The following is an 18,768-nucleotide window of genomic DNA, read 5'->3' on the forward strand; positions in this document are numbered from 1 at the left end:
CGGTCACTCTTTTTCCGGTCGGTCATAAACTAAGATAACAGCCTATGGAATGGGGGATTGATGATGATGTACGGACATCCCTATGATCGCCGACTATTCAGTCCAGAAACGGATTGGAGAAGGAATAAGGGTGAAATATTCGGTATTCCGCCACAGCATCAGCCGATTCAGCCTGGCGTCGAATCGCTTATGATTCCGCGGCCAACGGTAGATGATCCGGATTATAGAGGAAGCGGGAAATTAAAGAATAAGACGGTGGTTGTCACCGGAGGCGACAGCGGAATCGGAGCGGCTGCGGCCATTGCGTTTGGAAAAGAAGGAGCGGATGTAGTCATCGCCTATTATGCTGAATATGAAAACGAAGACGCATTTCGTACAAAAAGAAAAATCGAAGAGTCCGGACGTCGCTGTCTTTTGATTCCGGGAGATTTGAAAAATGAAAGGCATTGCCGCGAAGTAATCGGTAAAGCGGTTGATGCGTTTGGAAAACTTGATATTTTAGTCAATAACCATGCTGTTCAATTTCCGCAGAATAGCCTTCTTGATATAACGTCGGAACAATGGGATTTGACGTTTAAAACAAATATTTATTCTTTTTTTTATTTAACAAAAGCGGCGCTGTATTATTTGAAAAGAGGAAGCTCCATTATCAATACAGCCTCTGTGGTTGCGTATGAAGGAAACGATCTTTTGCTGGATTATACGGCTTCAAAAGGAGCGATTGTAGGATTTACACGGGCCCTTGCCAAAAATTTAGTTCGAAAAGGGATTAGAGTGAATGCGGTTGCTCCCGGACCAATTTGGACACCGTTGATCCCTTCCAGCTACTCGGCGGAATATGTGGCGACCAAATTTGGAAAAGACACGACGATGGGTCGACCTGGCCAGCCTTTTGAATTAGCGCCCGCTTACGTCTTTTTGGCATCCGATGATTCCAGTTATGTGACAGGTCAAGTGGTCCATGTCAATGGCGGTATTATAACGGGATCATAAACCTTTACTGTGAAACAAAACTGAAGAAAGTGGGAAGTCCGCTGAAATGCGGGCTTTCTTTTTTGTGTATTAGACATCAGGAAGATTATCCGTTTGTTTTTTATACACTTTCACACCAAAGAGTAGCAGTTGGTTCAAAAATAGAACCATTTGTGAATATTCGATTTCATATGTATTAAAAGCGAAAGGGGCCACTACACAACTTTCTTCGGATCATAGATTGATAGATTTTGGACAGCTGTTCTTTTTTTCTATTTGCGGTCATATGTTCAATAGTGGACAGGGGTTAGAGAAGGAGAGGACGTATGACTTCATTTTTTAAAGGAACATTGATCCTGGCAGTGACAGCATTTTTTGGGGAGACGCTTGAATTTTTAACGAATATGGTGTTGACAAAAGAACTTGGTGAAATTGGGATGGGGAAATACATGGCGATTTTGCCTTCCGTATTTCTTTTTGTCGTAATTGCCAGCTTAGAACTGCCTGTTTCTGTTTCCAAATATATTGCGGAACTACAGAGGGAGTATCATAGGAGTACTCTCCAGCATGCCATGAGACTGGCGACGGTTACCACCAGTGTTTTAATGCTGTCCGCTGTGATTGTTTTTACGTTTTTTCCCGTTTTTCACGGTTACCATCCGATGATTCGTTGGCTGACGCTTATTCTCATTCCCGTTATTTCCTTTACTTCTGTTGCAAGAGGATATTTCATGGGAATACAGCAAATGAGAAAGATTGCGTTCGCCAATTTTGTGCGAAAGTTTTTTCAGCTGCTATTGCTGGTCGTTGTATACCGCTTTTTTGATTTTGATCGGGAAACATCGATATTAGTAGCGCTGGGAACATTGATAGCCAGTGAAATAGTGGTGTTTTTATATCTTATGCGTGCCTATGTTCTCTACATGAGGCAGATGAAAAATATTCCTTATAAAGAAATGGCGAGAAAAACCGTTACCAAAAAGTTATTGGGAATTTCATTGCCGACTACGGGGATGCGCATTTTTAATTCGGTGATTAATGCCATTCAGCCTTTTCTCATTTCATATGCTTTAATGTTGGGAGGTGTTGAAGAGAAAACGGCTACGGCACAATTCGGTATGGTGGCTGGAGTTGCGTCGACGATCGGTTTTTTTCCCGCTTTTATCGCTCATTCTTTGCTCGTCATGCTCGTTCCGACTGTTTCCGAAGCATATACTAGAGGGGAAATCGGCAAATTGCAAGGACTATTGAAACATGTTATTGTCATCACTATGCTGTACGGATTGGCTGTATCGTTTGTTTTGTATTTTTACGGCGGAGCGTTAACGAAACTATTTGGCACTTCTTTGCTGGCTTATTACTACTTGCAGTTGATGATCCCTTATTTTTTATTTTTTTATTTGGCGATCCCTATGCAGGCTTTTTTAATTGGCATGAATTTAGTGAAAGACGCATTTTATCATTCGGTATGGTCAACACTCATTTCCAATTTATTTATTTTTTGGCTTGGATCAAACAGTCACTTGCAGATGGCCGGAGTCATTATCGGCATGAATATTGAAGCAGTATTGCTTGCTTTTCTTCATTACACCACCATATATAAAAAGCTGCACATTTCTTTTTCAAAAAAGCAAAGTTCTCTTTCCGAAATGAACTGGGGCAACAGAAGAGCCTAGCTGTTTGTTGGGAAAAAAATCGATTGAAAACAAGCTTGATCTACCTCGTTTTCTGTCTTCCGTGTAAGGAATGTTTTCATCATTTTTTCCTAAACGGTTGGCCTTTTGCGTTGATGGATGAATACTTTTGACAGAATGGGATTCAATCAATTTCTGATTTTGTGTTTTTCTCATGAGAAGTTGAAAGGAATTCCTGAATGAAATCGATTTGGTTCTGGAAAACAAGAACAAGGAAAGCCGAGTTTGGTATTAATAAAAATGAAATCGGCTTCCCGTTTAGTTTCTTCACATACTTTTTATGTTTCTTGATGATTCAGGAATTTTATCTATGCGTGAAGCATCACTGGAGTTGAGCACTTGGCGGAGTTCATGGAACAGAAAGCTGCCGAAAAAGCCGATGAAAATCACGATAAAGCCAATGACCGTAAACCACATAAACGCCATGCCGCGTCGCTCCTTTCGAAAGATAATGAGGGGATATCTAACGTTATTTTACATGAATTTCCTGCCGGTTTGGGATTGAAAATTATTTTCGATTAGTTACTAAAAATAAAAAGAATGTTTTCAAAGCACTCATTTTGGATCCGGCTGGGGTAACAAGAAAAGCATTTGAAAAAGGAATGATAAATATTTAGGAGAAACGTCAACCTATAGCGGATGGTTCTTTTGGGTAAAAGGCCAATTAAACATTCCGAATAATTTAGGAAAAGAATAATCATCAATAAAACGCCGATTCGAAATACTACCGGCATGAAGAGATGGGGGAGGTTTATTTAAGCTCTCCTTTAGAAGGTCTTTTGCAAGCGTCGCCATGGCAAAGCGAATCTGGGACGATTTTTCTTTTTTTGGCGATCTTTTTGTATGCCCATTCGCCTAATCCGCTAGCCTTCAGAATATAGAAGAATGGAAGAAATAACCATAAAGATGGAGTTCTTTTGGCCATTAGCCAAAATGCGTCAAACCCTTTTACATATCGAAAATCGTTTTTCAGCCGAGCATGCATTTCTGTCGCCAGTTTATCAAGCGCAATACGTTCCTTTTGATAATGATCGCGAAAGGACCGAAATTCGATTAACGAGAACCAATCAAGTTTGGACCATTTATCGGCAACACCAGTGCAAAGTCCGCACCAGCCGTCGTACAATACGACGATTTTCCAGCGGTCTTTTAAAACCATGAGGATCGCTCTCCTTCATTTCATAACTGTCTGGAATGGATTTCCATCAGTGATGTCTTCAAACATGGAGCTGATTGATTTTGACTTCTCCTTGCGCTTCTTTCTCTTAAGGATAACATATTTTGGTGAACAAATGGATCGAAATGGTTGATCTGTAAGAGAGCAGCTTGAATCCTAAACAGCCGGAGAAAGATCCCCGACTGCCAACGATTTATTTTGAAAAACGCTGAGGCAAATGGTTATTCGAATAAAAGAGCTGCTTCTGTTCAAACATTTTCGTAGCCGTTAATAATCAAATCTAGTTTTCCTGTCGATGGATCAATGGCTAGTCCGTGAACAGGAATATCATTTGCAAACAACGGGTGCCGTTTAATCATATGTACGCTTTCCGATACGCTTTTTTCTACGCTTTCAAACCCGTTCAACCAGTGATCAAGATCGATTCCAGCGTGTTTTAATGTCGAGAACGTTTCTTCTTTAATGCCGCGTTCTTTCATATCCGCCAAGATGGTTTTGCTTTTTAATGCACCCATTCCACAATCGTAATGGCCGATCACGAATACTTCATCCGCTTGCAGTTCGTAAACAGCTACTAGTAAGCTTTTCATGACCATTCCGAAAGGTTCGTCTACAAGAGCGCCGGCACTGCGCACCATTTTGACATCGCCGTTTTTTATGTTCAGCGCTTTCGGAAGCAGTTCTACTAAACGTGTATCCATACAAGTTAAAATGACGCACCGCTTATTTGGGAATTTGGATGTTTCGTATTTTTTGTATTCTTTATTTTCAACAAACTTCTCGTTAAATGATAGAATGTCATCCAATAATGACATAATGAACCCCTCCCGGTTATGATTTGATACTCTTTTATTTTAGCGGAAATAAAAAGGAATGAATAGTTTTCGTGAATGAACGGGAAAAAAGGGGGGAATGTTCCTAAGGTAGGGAAGCGGAAAAGAAGTTTTGGGTTTGTGAAAAGGAAAGACGAATATGCGGCCATGTTCATTAAGAAAACAGCTCCGGAAACTACCGGAAGCTGTTTCTTTTACAAATTTTCATTTTGCTGGCCGATTTCTGATCTGCCGATTAGTTCATTGGCAGCTTCTTGATCCGAATGCTCATTGACGGAGTCTCCCGGAGCGTATTCATTAATATCAGAATGGATGCCATATGCCGGCTGTTTAGGGATAAGAGGATGATCCTTGCGCTTGCCTTTCGCCATTTATTCCTAACTCCTTTTCTTTTTAATATGGAGAAAAGAGGCAGGAAATATTCATGATTCTACATTAAAGTAGCGGGCATCCGGATGGGCGAAAACAATCGCAGACACGGAAGCTTCCGGTTCCATCATATAGCCGTCGGTTAAACGTATTCCTATTTCTTCCGGTTGAAGTAGGCTAAATAATTTCTTTTGATCTTCTAAATTCGGACAGGCCGGATAACCAAAAGAATAACGTTGTCCTTGATATTTGGCCGCAAATCTGTCTCTCATAGTAAAATCAGTTGGATCCGGAAATCCCCAGAAATCACGCATTTCTTGGTGAAGGCGTTCGGCAAACGCTTCTGCCAGTTCCAACGCTGTCGCCTGCAGCGCATGGCTTGCTAAAAATTTTCCTTTTGCTTTCCATTCATTCGCTTTATCACGAACACCAAATCCGGCGCTGACGACGAACAAACCGACATAATCCATCAATCCGCTTTCTTTTGGTTTTAAATAATCGGCAAGACAAAGATACGGTTCTTTCTTTTGACGAGGGAAGGAAAAACGTTCTATCACCGTCTTTTGATCGGCGGGATCATAAATGATCACATCATTTCCATCCGATTGGGCCGGGAAAAACTGATACATTCCCTTAGGTTTTAAAATACCTGAGAAAAGAAAATCATCGATCATTTCCATTAACGCCGTTGCTTTTTCGTCGCCTTGCGCAAGCATTTTGTCTACTTTTCCTTTCAAACCAAGATGGTGGCCGATCAATGTTTGCAAGTTAATGTAAGGCTTCAAATACGCAATGGGATAATCAACGAAAAGATGTTTTTTCGTGTCTCTTGGCACAAAGACCGGTACATCTTGACGCACCGTTTTATTTGTCTTTTCCATGACCGCAACAGCGGCTGATTGAATGGATGTTTTTTTCCGTTCCGTTTCTGCTCTTTTGACTTGCTGGGCTTCAAGCTCCAATAAAAGATCTTGCTTTTCTTCTTCATTTTGCAGACGGTTGGCAAGAGAAAGGCCTTCCATGGCATCTTTCGCGTATAAAACGGGTCCTTCGTATTCAGGCGATATTTTCGTTTCGGTAAAACGTCTGGAAAGTGCTGCACCGCCGACTAGCACCGGTACGTTGATTCCAGCTTGCTTCATATCCTGAACGGTCATCACCATTTGTTGGGCAGATTTTACGAGCAAACCGGAAAGACCGACAATGTCGGGTTGTTCTTTTTGAACAGCTTGAATGAGTTCAGAAGGAGCTACTTTAATACCTAAGTCGATGACTTTAAAACCGTTGTTGCTTAAGATGATGTCGACTAAATTTTTGCCGATGTCATGGACATCGCCTTTAACGGTGGCCAGCAAGACTTTTCCTTTTCCGCTGTCATTGTCTGATTTCTCCATGAACGGTTCTAAAAAGGCAACGGCTGCTTTCATTACTTCAGCGCTTTGCAATACTTCAGCGACAATCAACTGGTTGTCATTAAAAAGACGGCCGACTTCCGCCATTCCGTCCATCAATGGTCCGTTGATGATGTCCAGAGGCGTTTCAAAGATTTCAAGCGCTTTTTGTAAATCAGGAATAAGACCTTCCTTTGTACCTTCGACTATATAATAGCGAAGACGTTCTTCTACTGTTTTCGGAAGTTCTTGAACTTTATGTTCCTTCTTTTTGTCACGGTAAAATGCGGTAAAAGCAGCCAGTGTGTCATCATTGGTTTCAAACAGCAGTTTTTCGGCCAGATGTCTTTCATCTTCCGGAATAGATGCATAGCGCTCCAGCTTTTCGGTATTGACGATGGCGTAATCTAACCCCGCCTGGGTGCAATGGTAGAGAAAAACGGCGTTTAATACTTCTCGTCCGACGGGAGGAAGGCCGAAAGAGACGTTGCTGATGCCAAGAACGGTCAAGCAGCGCGGCAGTTTTTCCTTGATTAGCCTGATTCCTTCGATCGTTTCCTGTGCTGATCCTATATATTGTTCATCCCCGGTTCCCACGGGAAAAACTAACGGATCAAAAATGAGATCTTCCGGTTGAAGTCCCCATTTATGAACTAATAAATCATAAGATCGTTCAGCGATTTCTAATTTTCGTTCTCTTGTCACGGCCATTCCTTTTTCGTCAATGGTGCCGACCACCACCGCTGCACCGTATTTTTTGATCAGAGGAACGACTTTTTCAAATCGTTCTTCGCCGTCTTCCAAATTGATCGAGTTGATGATCGCTTTGCCTTGTGAATAGGTAAGGGCTTTTTCGATGACTTTTTCATCTGTGGAATCGATGACAAGCGGGACTTTTACTTTTTTAACTACTTCTTTTATAAAATTTTCCATATCGCTTAGTTCGTCTCGATCCGGATTGGCAAGACAGATATCGATTACGTGGGCGCCGCCTTTGACTTGGGCGCGGGCAATTTCGGACGCTTCTTCATATTTTCCTTCGATAATCAGCCGCTTGAACTTTCTAGAACCAATGACATTCGTTCTTTCACCGATAAAAAGAGGCCTCATCGAATCATCATAAATAAGTGGTTCGATGCCTGATACGGCATGGCCGTGGGGCTGATTCGGCCGTTTTCGGGGCGGGTATGGTTTGACGGCTTCGCTGATCGCTCGAATATGCTCTGGTGTCGTTCCACAGCAGCCGCCCACTAGATTTAGCCATCCTTTCTCAGCAAAACCGGCAATTTTTTTGGATAAGGATTCTGGAGTTTCGTGATATTTTCCTTCTTCATCCGGCAATCCCGCATTTGGATAACAGCTGACAAATGATTGAGCCAGCCCGGAGAGCGAACGGATATGGTCCGTCATAAATTCCGGTCCTGTTGCACAGTTCAATCCAACAGACAAAGGGTTCATATGCTCTAAAGAGAGATAAAAAGCTTCGATGTTTTGGCCGGCCAATGTAGTCCCCATTGGTTCTATCGTGCCTGAAATCATCAAAGGAAGAGTTTTCCCCGTTGCTTTAAAAGCTCTTTGGATGCCGAGAAAACCGGCTTTCACGTTGAGCATATCTTGGCTGGTTTCAAGAAGGAGAAGGTCGCAGCCGCCGTCAATCAGACCTCTTGCTTGGATTTCAAAATGATGGCTGAGCGATTCAAAATCGATGCCGCCGGTTACAGATAACGTTTTGGTCGTAGGCCCCATAGCACCAGCCACAAAACGCGGCTTTTCCGGTGTTGAAAATTCGGCGGCAGCTTTTTTGGCGATTTCGGCTGCCCGGCGGTTAATTTCATAAGCTCTATCGCCGAGATTGTATTCATTCAGAACAAGCGGTGTTCCGCCAAATGAGTTGGTTTCAATAACATCGGCACCGGCTTCCAAATAAGAGCGGTGAATCCATTCAACCACGTGAGGGGCTGTGATGTTTAAATATTCATTACAGCCATCATACTGCTCGCCTCCGAAATCGTTCGGTGTAAGGCCGGCTTGCTGAATCATAGTTCCCATTGCTCCATCGATGATGAGGATTCTTTTTTCTAGTTCGTGTTCAATTGGATGTTGTAATTTCGGCATGTACAGTCTCTCCCTTTTTTGCATCTTGTTCCCGAATATAGCGAGCCAAATCGGCTGTCATTTCATAACGAAGGAAAGGAGTAATGAGATAAATTCCGTTAAAATACCGAAGAGCAGTATCGATTAATTCTTTTGCGATCTCAATCCCCGTTTGCTGGGATTTTTCTTTATCTCCGTCGAATGCTCTCATTCGTTCTATAATTTCATCGGATAATTTTATGCCTGGCACTTCATTATGCAAAAATTCTGCGTTTTTGAGGCTTGTTAATGGCATAATTCCGATGAAAATAGGGACATTTAAATGTTTCGTTGCTTCGTAAATTTCTTTTATTTTTTCCTTTGTAAAAACCGGCTGTGTGATAAACGAATCGGCTCCGCATTCTATTTTTCTTTCCATCCGTTTGACTGCTTTTTCCAGTACGCGGACATTCGGATTAAAAGCAGCGGAAACGGAAAAATGAGTTTTTTGTTTTAATGGTTTCCCGGAAAAAGAAATCCCGTTGTTCAATTGCTTAATTAATGAAATCAGTTCCAAACTGGAAACGTCGTATACGCTTGTGGCACCGGGAAAGTCACCCACTTTTGTCGGATCGCCTGTAATGACAAGAATATCATGAATACCTAGGGTGTGGAGGCCCATCAAATGCGATTGCAGTCCTATTAAATTGCGATCTCGGCAGGTTATATGTACGAGCGGGCGAATACGCTGGTTGGCCTTTACTAAAGCTGCCATTGCCATGTTGCTGATCCGCGGTGAAGCCAACGAATTATCGGCCATTGTAATCGCGTCGATTCCGACTTCTTTAAGTACTTGAGTCCCTTGAAAATATTGAAAAGTATCCAAATGTTTCGGAGTATCCAATTCTACGATAATCGTCCGTTTTTTCTTCGCTAGTTCGTGAAGAGGGGGATCGAGCGGTGCCGGTGGTTCTTTTACAATGATCGGTTTTTCGGGTTTCACCGATTTTTGATGAATGGGAGAAAGACCTGATAATGCTTTTTTGACGGCTTCAATATGTTTCGGCGTTGTGCCGCAGCATCCCCCGATAAGACGGACTCCTTGATTGCGCAATTTTACCGCCGCTCTTCCGAAATACTCGGCTTCCGATTCGTAGATCACTCGGCCGTCTTTCACATCCAGCAGGCTGGCGTTAGGATAAGCGGAAAGATACGCTTTTTTGGGCAATGTAGCTTTTTCAAGTGCTTGTATCATATGGTAAGGTCCAAGTCGACAGTTCACACCCACCAGATCTGCCCCGTGATCTTCCAAACGGTGGAGAGCTTCATTCAGAGATAGACCGTTTTGAAGGACACCGGGTTCATGCATGGACACTTGAGCGATAATTGGAATGTTTGTTAATTTTCGAGCTATTTTTAAGACGGTTGTCAATTCTTCAAAGTCATAGTAAGTTTCGAGAAGCAGTCCGTCTGGATTTTCATTCAATAAACTTTCTGCCTGTTCTAGGAAGGCCTCTTTTATATCAGCCAGTGAGCAGGTATCTTTACGGAAGCCGCGAATGCCCCCAATTGTACCGAAAACAAACGTTCCATGATCAGCTGCTGCTTGTTTGGCAAGACGGACAGCCGCTTTATTTATTTGTTTGACGTTTTCTTCCAGTCCGTAACGACGCAGTTTTACAGCGTTGGCACTGTAAGTATTGGTTTGGATGACATCGGCCCCGGCAAGAATATACTCTTCATGTATTTTTGAAATGATTTCTGGCTTGGCAATATTCAATTCTTCATAACAATAGTCAATTCCATATGAATAGAGGAGCGTGCCCATTGCGCCATCGGCTGTTAAAATCTCTGTTTTCAATCGATCCAAAAATCCCATGCGTATTCCTCCTCTCATTACGGATAAAATGAAAAAAGCCTTCCGTAAGAAGGCTTTTGATGGATGATGTCCAAAATGATCCTTCTTATCTTCCAAACTCGAAAGTTTGCTGGATTTAGCACCTGGCCAATTCGGCTGGTTGCTGAGGATTCATCGGGCCAGTCCCTCCACCTCTCTTGATAAGAAATCTATGAAATTTTTTTCGTATTTTCAGATTTATTAAATTAATAATAGCTTTTCTTCAGGCAGCGGTCAAGAGAATTTTTGGCAGATCGCGTGTTCAAAAGCTAGCTGAAATCATTCATCCTGAAGAAAAGAAATCAGAAAAGTCTTATCTCCGGCGGTCTAAAGAAGGTTTATATGAGGGGCTTAATAAGATCGAAAAAAAGTCTGCCTCCGAAAAAGCAGGAGGGATGAGGGCCTGCTTTTTTTTAATCGGAGAGACAGACTTCTTTAACAAGCGTTAATTTTTTACTTTTTTTAACTGAGGGATGACATGCAAAGACCGGCCTGTACCAATGGCGACTGATTCGAGCGGACTTGGTGCGAGGTTTACGGGGACAATCATCTGGCTTGCCAACCATTCTTTTAAACCGTTCAGCAGGGAAGCTCCTCCTGTTAAAATAATTCCTCTGTCAACAATGTCACCGCTAAGTTCCGGTGGTGAATTTTCCAGCGTAGCACGAACTGTTTCTAATATTTGTAAAACGGTTTCCTTTATCGCTTTCTGAATTTCTAAGGAAGTAATAGTAATCGTTTTGGGGAGTCCCGTTACTAAATCCCTTCCGCGAATCTCCATTTCTTGGATATTATGATCGATGGGCGCATATCCAATTTCTTTTTTCAGCATTTCTGCGGTCGGTTCGCCGATTAGCAGGTTGTACTCTTTCCGTACATATTGAATGATATCTTCGTCCATTTTGTCTCCGCCAATTCGAATCGAATTGCTGCACACCACTCCGCCATAGGAAATAATGGCCGCTTCAGTAGTGCCTCCACCGATGTCGACAATCATATTAGCAATCGGTTCATCTACCGCCAAATCTGCTCCGATGGCCGCTGCAATCGGTTCTTCAATCAAATGGACGGTTTTCGCTCCGCAGCTTCGAATAGAGTCTTCAATCGCTCTTTTTTCGACTGTTGTCGCTCCAGATGGGGCGCAGATCACGACATTCGGCTTTCGCAAGGTGATTCCAAGCGCTTTGTTCACTTTTTTCATGATGCTTTTTAGCATTTCCGTTGTCACTTCAAAATCAGCAATAACCCCATTTTTTAATGGACGAATAACGGAAATGTTGGCGGGGGTTTTTCCGATCATTTTTTTTGCTTCTGAACCTATTGCCAATAATTGTTTCGTATGTATATCAATCGCTGCTACAGAGGGTTCGTTTATAATAATTCCTTTATTTTTACTATATACAAGGGTATTGGCCGTGCCTAAGTCAATTCCAATATCTTGAGAAAGCACCTTTTATACCTCCATTTCGAATAAGCCAAACAAATTTGACGCATGTTCAGAAGAATCATATCGTCTTTATCCTATAAAAGTATACAAGTTTTTTTGTTGAAAAGTATATGGGTTTTATTGTCAAAATATGTTGTTACAAATGTAGAAGATTTGTAACAATGGCGGGATGAACGAATCTATCAGCATTTTCGACATAAGGGGAGGGGGGAATGTGCTTGCTGTTGTTTATAAAACTTAATCTTTGTAACTTTATGTAAAAGAATGTCGCAGCAGAATTTCGCCATTCAAGTTTTCTTCAGGACGTGTTTACGTTAATAGAGGCATTTATCATTTTGAAATGCCATTTTTAAAGAATGAAAATCGGACTATTCTATAAATCTAATGAGCTTATTCCGACTTAGGAGGATTGTAGGACTATGTTTCACGGTTTTGGAGGAGCCGAAAAAAAAGGAAAGGGCCGGAGTTCCTCGTAGAAATGTGAGCGGAGAGCAAGTGTAGTATAGTATCAAGATTGAAGGATTGGAGAATTCCGGCCTTTTGAAAAATTACTTATTGGCTAGTTGTATAATCGTGTGAGTAAAATGTTTGTGGGAGAAATTCTTAGAATTCCCCGATGAGGGGGTTGGGAACGTAGGTTCGCAATCCCCCTCATCGGGGCCACCAAGCAAAGCGCGGTAGGATCCCAAGCAGGAAACATGAAAAAAGGACTCTCTCCCTGGTAAGATGATCATTGTTCACACCATCAAACAGGAGGAGAGAGTCCCATGAATATTCAACAACATCTTACCACAAATTCGTTGACATGGAAAGAGATCGAACTTGATTTGTTTCGAGCCTTGCAAAACGCCTTCACCGAGCTGTTTACGGCTCTGTTGGAGGACATCGACCGACAATTGGCGGAAACCCGGGACAAGCGCCGGTACCACTTGAAAGACAAACGACGCACCACGATTCAAACCTTGTTTGGCGAAGTTACCTTTGAGCGAAACTACTATTTAGACCGAGAACAAAACCGTTACACGTTTTTGCTTGATTCCTTTTTAGCGTTTGATGGATCGCAGTCAATCAGCCCTTGTCTAGAAGAAACGGCGATGGGATTGGCTGTGGAGTGCTCTTCCTATCGCAAAGCGGCTCATACGCTTGCCCAGATGGTCGGGTATCCGGTGATGAGCCATGAGACGATCCGCCAGTTGGTGCTCGAGGCTGAAGTTCCGCTGCACTGCCCGGTTGACCAGCGATATGGACGGGTGCTGTTTGTGGAGGCCGATGGACTGTTTGTCTCTCTCCAAGGGAAGGGAAAACGGGCCAAGGAAGACAAAATCCTGACCGTTCACGAAGGATGGAAGCGTAACGGCTCACGGATCGAATTCGTGAATCAGCGCCATTACGTCCATGAAGGCAAGGGGGAGGTGTGGGAAGGCTTCGAGGAATTTTTGATGAACGAATATGCCTATGATCCGTGTCGGGATCTTCTTGTCATCAACGGGGACGGCGCTCCATGGATTACCGCGTGCCGGGAGTATTTCAAAGGACGGGTCTGCTTCCAATTGGATCGATTCCACGTGGCGCGTGAGTTGCGCCAATGCCTCTCGGGCCATCCACGGTGGCAGGCGATTCGGCAAAAGCTGGCGAAGCAGGATGAAGAGAAGCTGCTTGTGGAACTGAACAGCGCCCTCGGCACGCTGGGGGACGAAGCGAAAGAACAACAGCTGGCTGCCTTGATCCACCGGATCGAATCGATGCCGGGATGCATCCGTGATTACCGGGAATGGCTGAAGGAGCAAGGAGTGGACACAACGGGCATGTATCCGATGGGGAGGGCTGAAAGCGTGATGAGCCAGCTGGCGTATCGGGTGAAATACCGCCGCAGTTGGACAGACAAGGGACTCAGGGCGTTTTTCAAGGCAATGATTGCCCGGATGGATGGGATTCGTCTTTTCGGACATCGTTTAGGAGAAGAATCGTCGCATCCGGCGGAGGAAACGGCATCTACCAAACAGACGATCGTGAACAAGGCGAAACAACGCATCCGCCGTCTTCTTCCAGAGGTAACGCGGAATAACGTGCCATATTTACAGCAATCGTCCGGGACTCCGATCTATCATGCCCTGTCTGAATTCAAGGGATGGTAAAAAAAGGTATACATATTCGTCTGTCATGGCAAGGGATGAGAGTCCGAAAGCGCTTACGGATGAAATTCAAAAAAATGGTTCGCTAACCTATGACTTACATCTATTTTCAGCGAACCAAAAAAATTCCCACAAAGTCTTGACTGACTCTGTATAATCAAATGCAACAAGCATAAAAAATGAAAAACCATAGATAAACCACGTATGATTAAGTCGACTAAAACAATATCGATACGGAGGATTTATCTATGGCAATTACTAATTCTACCATAGGAGCTCGGCATTTCAAACACTTAACGGCTTATGACCGTGGGAAAATTGCGGCCTTACACGCTGCTGGTAAGACTCAACAGGAGATTGCAGATTATGTTGGTTGTCACAAAAGCACCATCTCCCGTGAGTTAAGAAGAGGTACAGTGCCACAAAGAAAAAGCAACGGGAAAATTGTTCATGTCTATTTTCCAGACACAGGTCAACTTCTCTATGAGAGAAACAGGAAAGCCTGTGGCCGCAAGCTAAAACTAGACGATGCCATCGAGTTTATTAAGTATGCCGAAACTCAGATCCTTGATAAGAAATGGTCTCCTGATGCGGTATGTGGGAGAGCCAAACGTGATGGGAAATTCAAAGACAAAATGGTTTGCACCAAGACCCTTTATAACTATATTGATCTAGGACTTATAGGCGTTAAAAACATTGACCTACCTATGAAAATTACCCTGAACACCAAGAAAAAACGTAACCGGAAGAATAAGAAGATCTTAGGACGCAGTATCGATGAGCGACCAATTGAAGTCAATGAACGCCAAGAGTTTGGTCACTGGGAAATTGATACGGTTATAGGCAAGAAGACTAAAGATCAGGCCTTATTGACTCTTACTGAGCGCAAAACCCGTAAAGAAATAATTTTGAGAGTGACAGCCAAGGATAGTCTATCCGTTTCAGAAGTCATATCTCAGTTGAAAGTGTCTTATGGTAATCGGTTCTCTAAAGTGTTTAAAACCATTACGGCTGATAACGGTTCTGAATTTGCTGACCTCGGCCTTAGTGTTGAAAAAGATCTAACAGAGGTTTATTTTACACACCCTTACACATCCTGTGAACGAGGAACCAACGAGCGTCATAATGGCCTTATTAGGCGCTTCATACCAAAGGGGAGACCCATTTCCTCTGTGGCAGACGAAACCATTACCTATGTTGAAAATTGGTGTAACCATCTTCCAAGGAAGATCCTCAATTATCGTACACCTGAGGAGTGTTTCCAAATAGAGTTAGCTGGCTTAGCTTCTTAACCTTAAGCCAGCTAACCCAAAGGGTTGGTTTTTAGCAACTTGACAAAGAGCCTCTGCGGGCATGGCTACCAGCCATGAAGCCAGGTATACGGTACTGGCTGGGCCAACCAGGCTACCATGCCCGCCACTCCACGTCAAGTCGCGCAGAGTGTCCCGATTCTACTTAATCATGGGTTATCTGGTCTTTCAATACTTGTTGCATTTAATATTGCAATTTAAGAAAATTACTTATTCCATTTTGGAGAAAAATTCAGCTAGTTCTTGGCTGTGAAGTTTCCGTGCTTTCCGATGTTCTGCCCGATTGAGAGCTGTTTCATTCAGCCATTTTTCTTCTTCAGATTCCGGAACCACTTCAGGCACTTCTGTCGGTTTTCCGTTTTCATCAAGGGCAACAAAAGTTAAGAAAGAGAGAGCCGCAACTGCTTTTTCACCCGTTAATAAATTTTCGGATGTTACTTTTACGAATACTTCCATGCTTGTCCGACCAGTATATGTGATTCGAGCTTCTAATGTCACAGAGTCACCGCTGTTAATTGGTTTAAGGAAATCTACGGAGTCCGTTGAAGCAGTTACAACCGGTCTTCTTGCAAATTTAGTTGCGGTTATAGAGGCGATATCGTCTATGTATGCCATCAACTTTCCGCCGAATAAAGTACCATGTTGGTTTGTATCCGGTGGAAGGACAAAACTTGTTTTGACTGTTAGAGTATCACGCATTGGTATTTTCTTTTTCATGAATCTTTCACCTCGTGGACTATTGAGTTGCTAATAAAATGTTACGTTCACTTATAATCTTAACATGAAACTTACGAACAATGCATTTTGATTTTATTATATAAATAAATTTTTTGCAATAGCGATATTTATGATTGTATTTTAATTCTTTATTGTGTATAAATATTAATTATAAAGGTTTTTATTTTACGAAAGTTTTTAATATTGACATGATCAATTAAAAAAGTTTCAAAAAAGGATAGTACATTGGAAAGGGAGTGTTTATAAATGGCAATCGTTCATACGGTGACAGCCGAACAATTGAAAGGAAAAGATTTACTGACTCTTGCTGATTTTACTCCGAATGAAATTTCTTATTTTATAGAATTAGCAGCTGATATGAAAAAAAATCCTTCCGCTTATTCTGAAAGTTTAAAAGGGAAAATTCTCGGGATGATTTTTGAAAAAAATTCGACCCGTACGAGAGTCTCTTTTGAAGCTGCCATGATCCAGCTCGGGGGGCATGGAATGTTTTTGGATTCGCAGCATACTCAAATAGGACGAGGAGAAACAATCGAGGATACAGGAAAAGTATTGTCGAGATATCTGGATGGGATCATGATCCGGACGTTCGGACATGACAAAATCGAGGCGCTGGCGAAAGCAGCCGACATTCCTGTCATCAACGGATTGACGGATTTATCACATCCTTGTCAAGCGCTTGCAGATTTGTTGACGATTTACGAATGGAAAGGAGAGTGGAAAGGGGTCAAGTTAGTATATGTAGGAGATGGAAACAATGTTGCCCACTCTTTAATGATAGGGGCGGCTTTGACAGGAATGGAATGTGTTGTGGCGACTCCAAAGGGATTCGAGCCTGACCCGCAAGTCATGACAAAAGCACAAGCATTGGCAGAAAAAACGGGAGCTTGTATAACCTATTTGGAAAATCCGAAAGAAGCAGTGAAAGAGGCTGATTTTATTTACACAGATGTGTGGGTCAGTATGGGACAGGAAAAAGAACAGGAAGAACGAAAGAAGATATTTATTCCTTATCAGGTAAATCAAGGACTTTTCCAATATGCTAAGCCGGACTGTAAATTTATGCACTGCTTACCGGCTCACAGAGGAGAGGAAGTAGCAGCGGACATTATGGATGGGCCGTCATCCATCGTTTTCCAAGAAGCGGAAAATCGTTTGCATGCTCAGAAAGCCGTTCTCTATAGTTTGTTGCAAGATTAAAAAGTACAAAAAAAGAGGCGAACTTAAAGGTCGGCCTCTTTTTTTGTGCGTATTTCAGGTTATGGCAAAAAGGTCTCTCCCATTAAATAACGGTCGATTTCTCGAGCTGCTTCACGGCCTTCGTGAATGGCCCAAACGACCAAACTTTGCCCGCGGCGCATATCTCCGGCAGCGAACACGCCCTCCACGTTCGTTGTATATTGGCCGTATTTTGCTTTCGCAGTATTCCGGCTTGTTTTTTCTACTTGAAAGGCATCAAGAAGTTTTGGTTCAGTTCCGGTGAATCCAATGGCAATTAATACTAGTTGAGCCGGCCATACTTTTTCCGTTCCCGGAATTTCTTTCATTGTATAGGTTCCGTCTTCATGATAGGTTTTTTCCATTTGAACCGTATGCAATTCTTTCACATGGCCATTTTCATCAGCCACAAATTTTTTCGTTTGAATTAAATATTCGCGTGGGTCTTCTCCGAAAATCGCAGCGGCTTCTTCATAGGCATAATCTAATTTAAAAGTATTCGGATATTCCGGCCATGGATTGCGTTCCAATCGTGAATCAGGCATTTTTTCATGCTTTCCAAATTGGACGACGCTTTTGGCTCCTTGACGCAAAGCCGTTGCTACACAGTCAGCTCCCGTATCTCCGCCGCCGATGACAATAACATCTTTTCCTTCCGCAGAAATCACTTCTGTTCCGTCCAACAATCCTTTAATGCTTTTCGTTAAATAATCCATGGCAAAATAAATGCCTTTTGATTCACGGCCCTCTATTAATATGTCGCGATGTTTTTGAGAGCCGGCGCATAAAAGGACTGCGTCAAACGATTCCTTTAGTTCTTCGGCGCTGATATCTTTTCCGATTTCCGTGTTTGTCACAAACGTAATGCCTTCTTGTTTCAGTAAATTCACGCGTCTGTCTACGGTAGATTTTTCAAGCTTCATCGAAGGAATCCCGTATGTCAGCAGTCCTCCGACACGATCGTCTTTTTCAAATACGGTAACCGTATGACCAGCTTTATTCAGCTGATCGGCAGCCGCAAGACCGGCAGGACCTGATCCGACTACGGCCACTTTTTTCCCCGTACGCACTTTGGGAGGGTTTGGCTTAATCCATCCTTCCTGGAATCCTTTGTCAATGATCGCTTTTTCAATAGATTTGATTGCCACCGGATCATCGGAAAGGGCGACAGTACATGATCCTTCGCAAGGTGCAGGACAAACGCGTCCGGTAAATTCAGGGAAGTTGTTTGTTTTTAAAAGCCGTTCTAATGCTTCCTGCCAACGGTTTTGATATACCAAATCATTCCATTCGGGGATTAAGTTATAAAGAGGGCAGCCGGAAGGCATCCCTCTTAATTCCATTCCCGTATGACAGAAGGGGGTTCCGCAATCCATGCAGCGGGCGGCTTGAATCTTTAATTCGTTCTCGGAGAAAGGGAGCTGATACTCATTCCAGTCCTTGATGCGAACTTTTGGATCACGTTCCGGTGCTTTTTTTCTTTTATATTCCAAAAAACCTGTTGCTTTTCCCATGCT

The 18,768-nt window shown here is 42.8% G+C and carries 14 protein-coding genes and 1 riboswitch; of the genes, 6 read left to right on the forward strand and 8 right to left on the reverse strand.

From position 1 onward, the window contains the following. Window positions 1–63: 63 nt before the first annotated feature. From NST81_RS03860 to NST81_RS03870, 3 genes are all read left to right on the forward strand, one after another. Window positions 64–993, forward strand: coding sequence for an SDR family oxidoreductase (locus tag NST81_RS03860; RefSeq protein WP_053083212.1), 930 nt, complete (start codon window positions 64–66; stop codon window positions 991–993). A gap of 305 nt (window positions 994–1,298) precedes the next feature. Beyond that, window positions 1,299–2,648 (forward strand): oligosaccharide flippase family protein, encoded by a 1,350-nt coding sequence (locus NST81_RS03865; RefSeq protein WP_003353856.1) that lies wholly within the window; start codon window positions 1,299–1,301, stop codon window positions 2,646–2,648. 357 nt (window positions 2,649–3,005) lie between these two features. Then, window positions 3,006–3,188 carry a hypothetical protein gene (locus NST81_RS03870; protein WP_341028516.1) on the forward strand — a complete coding sequence of 61 codons (183 nt, stop codon included), beginning with the start codon at window positions 3,006–3,008 and terminating at the stop codon, window positions 3,186–3,188. Between the two features lie 229 nt (window positions 3,189–3,417). On the opposite strand, the gene NST81_RS03875 is transcribed toward NST81_RS03870, so the two are convergent. The 6 genes from NST81_RS03875 to mreBH form a co-directional block, all read right to left on the reverse strand. Next, entirely contained in the window at window positions 3,418–3,825 is a 408-nt protein-coding gene (locus NST81_RS03875) for a thiol-disulfide oxidoreductase DCC family protein (protein ID WP_327797202.1), read from the reverse strand. A gap of 266 nt (window positions 3,826–4,091) precedes the next feature. Next, window positions 4,092–4,658 (reverse strand): beta-class carbonic anhydrase, encoded by a 567-nt coding sequence (locus tag NST81_RS03880; RefSeq protein ID WP_048622703.1) that lies wholly within the window; start codon window positions 4,656–4,658, stop codon window positions 4,092–4,094. 212 nt (window positions 4,659–4,870) lie between these two features. After that, the gene (locus NST81_RS03885) at window positions 4,871–5,047 is read right to left on the reverse strand and encodes a hypothetical protein (RefSeq protein WP_003353850.1); all 177 of its coding nucleotides are present in this window, start codon (window positions 5,045–5,047) and stop codon (window positions 4,871–4,873) included. A 51-nt stretch (window positions 5,048–5,098) separates the two neighbouring features. Beyond that, a complete protein-coding gene (gene metH / locus NST81_RS03890) occupies window positions 5,099–8,551 on the reverse strand; it encodes a methionine synthase (protein WP_341028522.1) in 3,453 nt (1,150 codons plus the stop codon). Then, window positions 8,526–10,388, reverse strand: coding sequence for a bifunctional homocysteine S-methyltransferase/methylenetetrahydrofolate reductase (locus NST81_RS03895; RefSeq protein WP_341028524.1), 1,863 nt, complete (start codon window positions 10,386–10,388; stop codon window positions 8,526–8,528). The genes metH and NST81_RS03895 overlap by 26 nt, the downstream gene beginning before the upstream one ends. 82 nt (window positions 10,389–10,470) lie before the next feature. Further along, window positions 10,471–10,574, reverse strand: a riboswitch (SAM riboswitch). A gap of 277 nt (window positions 10,575–10,851) precedes the next feature. Next, window positions 10,852–11,856: a rod-share determining protein MreBH gene (gene mreBH / locus NST81_RS03900; protein ID WP_048622706.1), complete on the reverse strand. Its 1,005-nt coding sequence runs from the start codon at window positions 11,854–11,856 to the stop codon at window positions 10,852–10,854. A gap of 764 nt (window positions 11,857–12,620) precedes the next feature. Here mreBH and NST81_RS03905 point away from each other — a divergent pair. Then, a complete protein-coding gene (locus tag NST81_RS03905; RefSeq protein WP_003355652.1) occupies window positions 12,621–13,988 on the forward strand; it encodes an ISLre2 family transposase in 1,368 nt (455 codons plus the stop codon). A 245-nt stretch (window positions 13,989–14,233) separates the two neighbouring features. After that, window positions 14,234–15,277, forward strand: a complete 1,044-nt coding sequence (locus tag NST81_RS03910; protein WP_048622401.1) for an IS30 family transposase — start codon at window positions 14,234–14,236, stop codon at window positions 15,275–15,277. A 228-nt stretch (window positions 15,278–15,505) separates the two neighbouring features. On the opposite strand, the gene NST81_RS03915 is transcribed toward NST81_RS03910, so the two are convergent. Continuing rightward, the gene (locus tag NST81_RS03915) at window positions 15,506–16,012 is read right to left on the reverse strand and encodes an acyl-CoA thioesterase (protein ID WP_048622707.1); all 507 of its coding nucleotides are present in this window, start codon (window positions 16,010–16,012) and stop codon (window positions 15,506–15,508) included. Window positions 16,013–16,279: 267 nt separating this feature from the next. On the opposite strand from NST81_RS03915, the gene argF reads away from it, so the two are divergent. Continuing rightward, on the forward strand, window positions 16,280–17,233 hold the full coding sequence (gene argF / locus NST81_RS03920; RefSeq protein WP_327803470.1) for an ornithine carbamoyltransferase: 954 nt from the start codon (window positions 16,280–16,282) through the stop codon (window positions 17,231–17,233). Between the two features lie 59 nt (window positions 17,234–17,292). Here argF and NST81_RS03925 read toward each other — a convergent pair whose 3' ends face one another. Further along, window positions 17,293–18,765, reverse strand: a complete 1,473-nt coding sequence (locus tag NST81_RS03925) for a glutamate synthase subunit beta (protein ID WP_048622709.1) — start codon at window positions 18,763–18,765, stop codon at window positions 17,293–17,295. Window positions 18,766–18,768: the final 3 nt, after the last annotated feature.

Source organism: Bacillus sp. FSL W8-0223, from assembly GCF_038006805.1.
GTDB lineage: Bacteria > Bacillota > Bacilli > Bacillales > DSM-4216 > Bacillus_O > Bacillus_O smithii.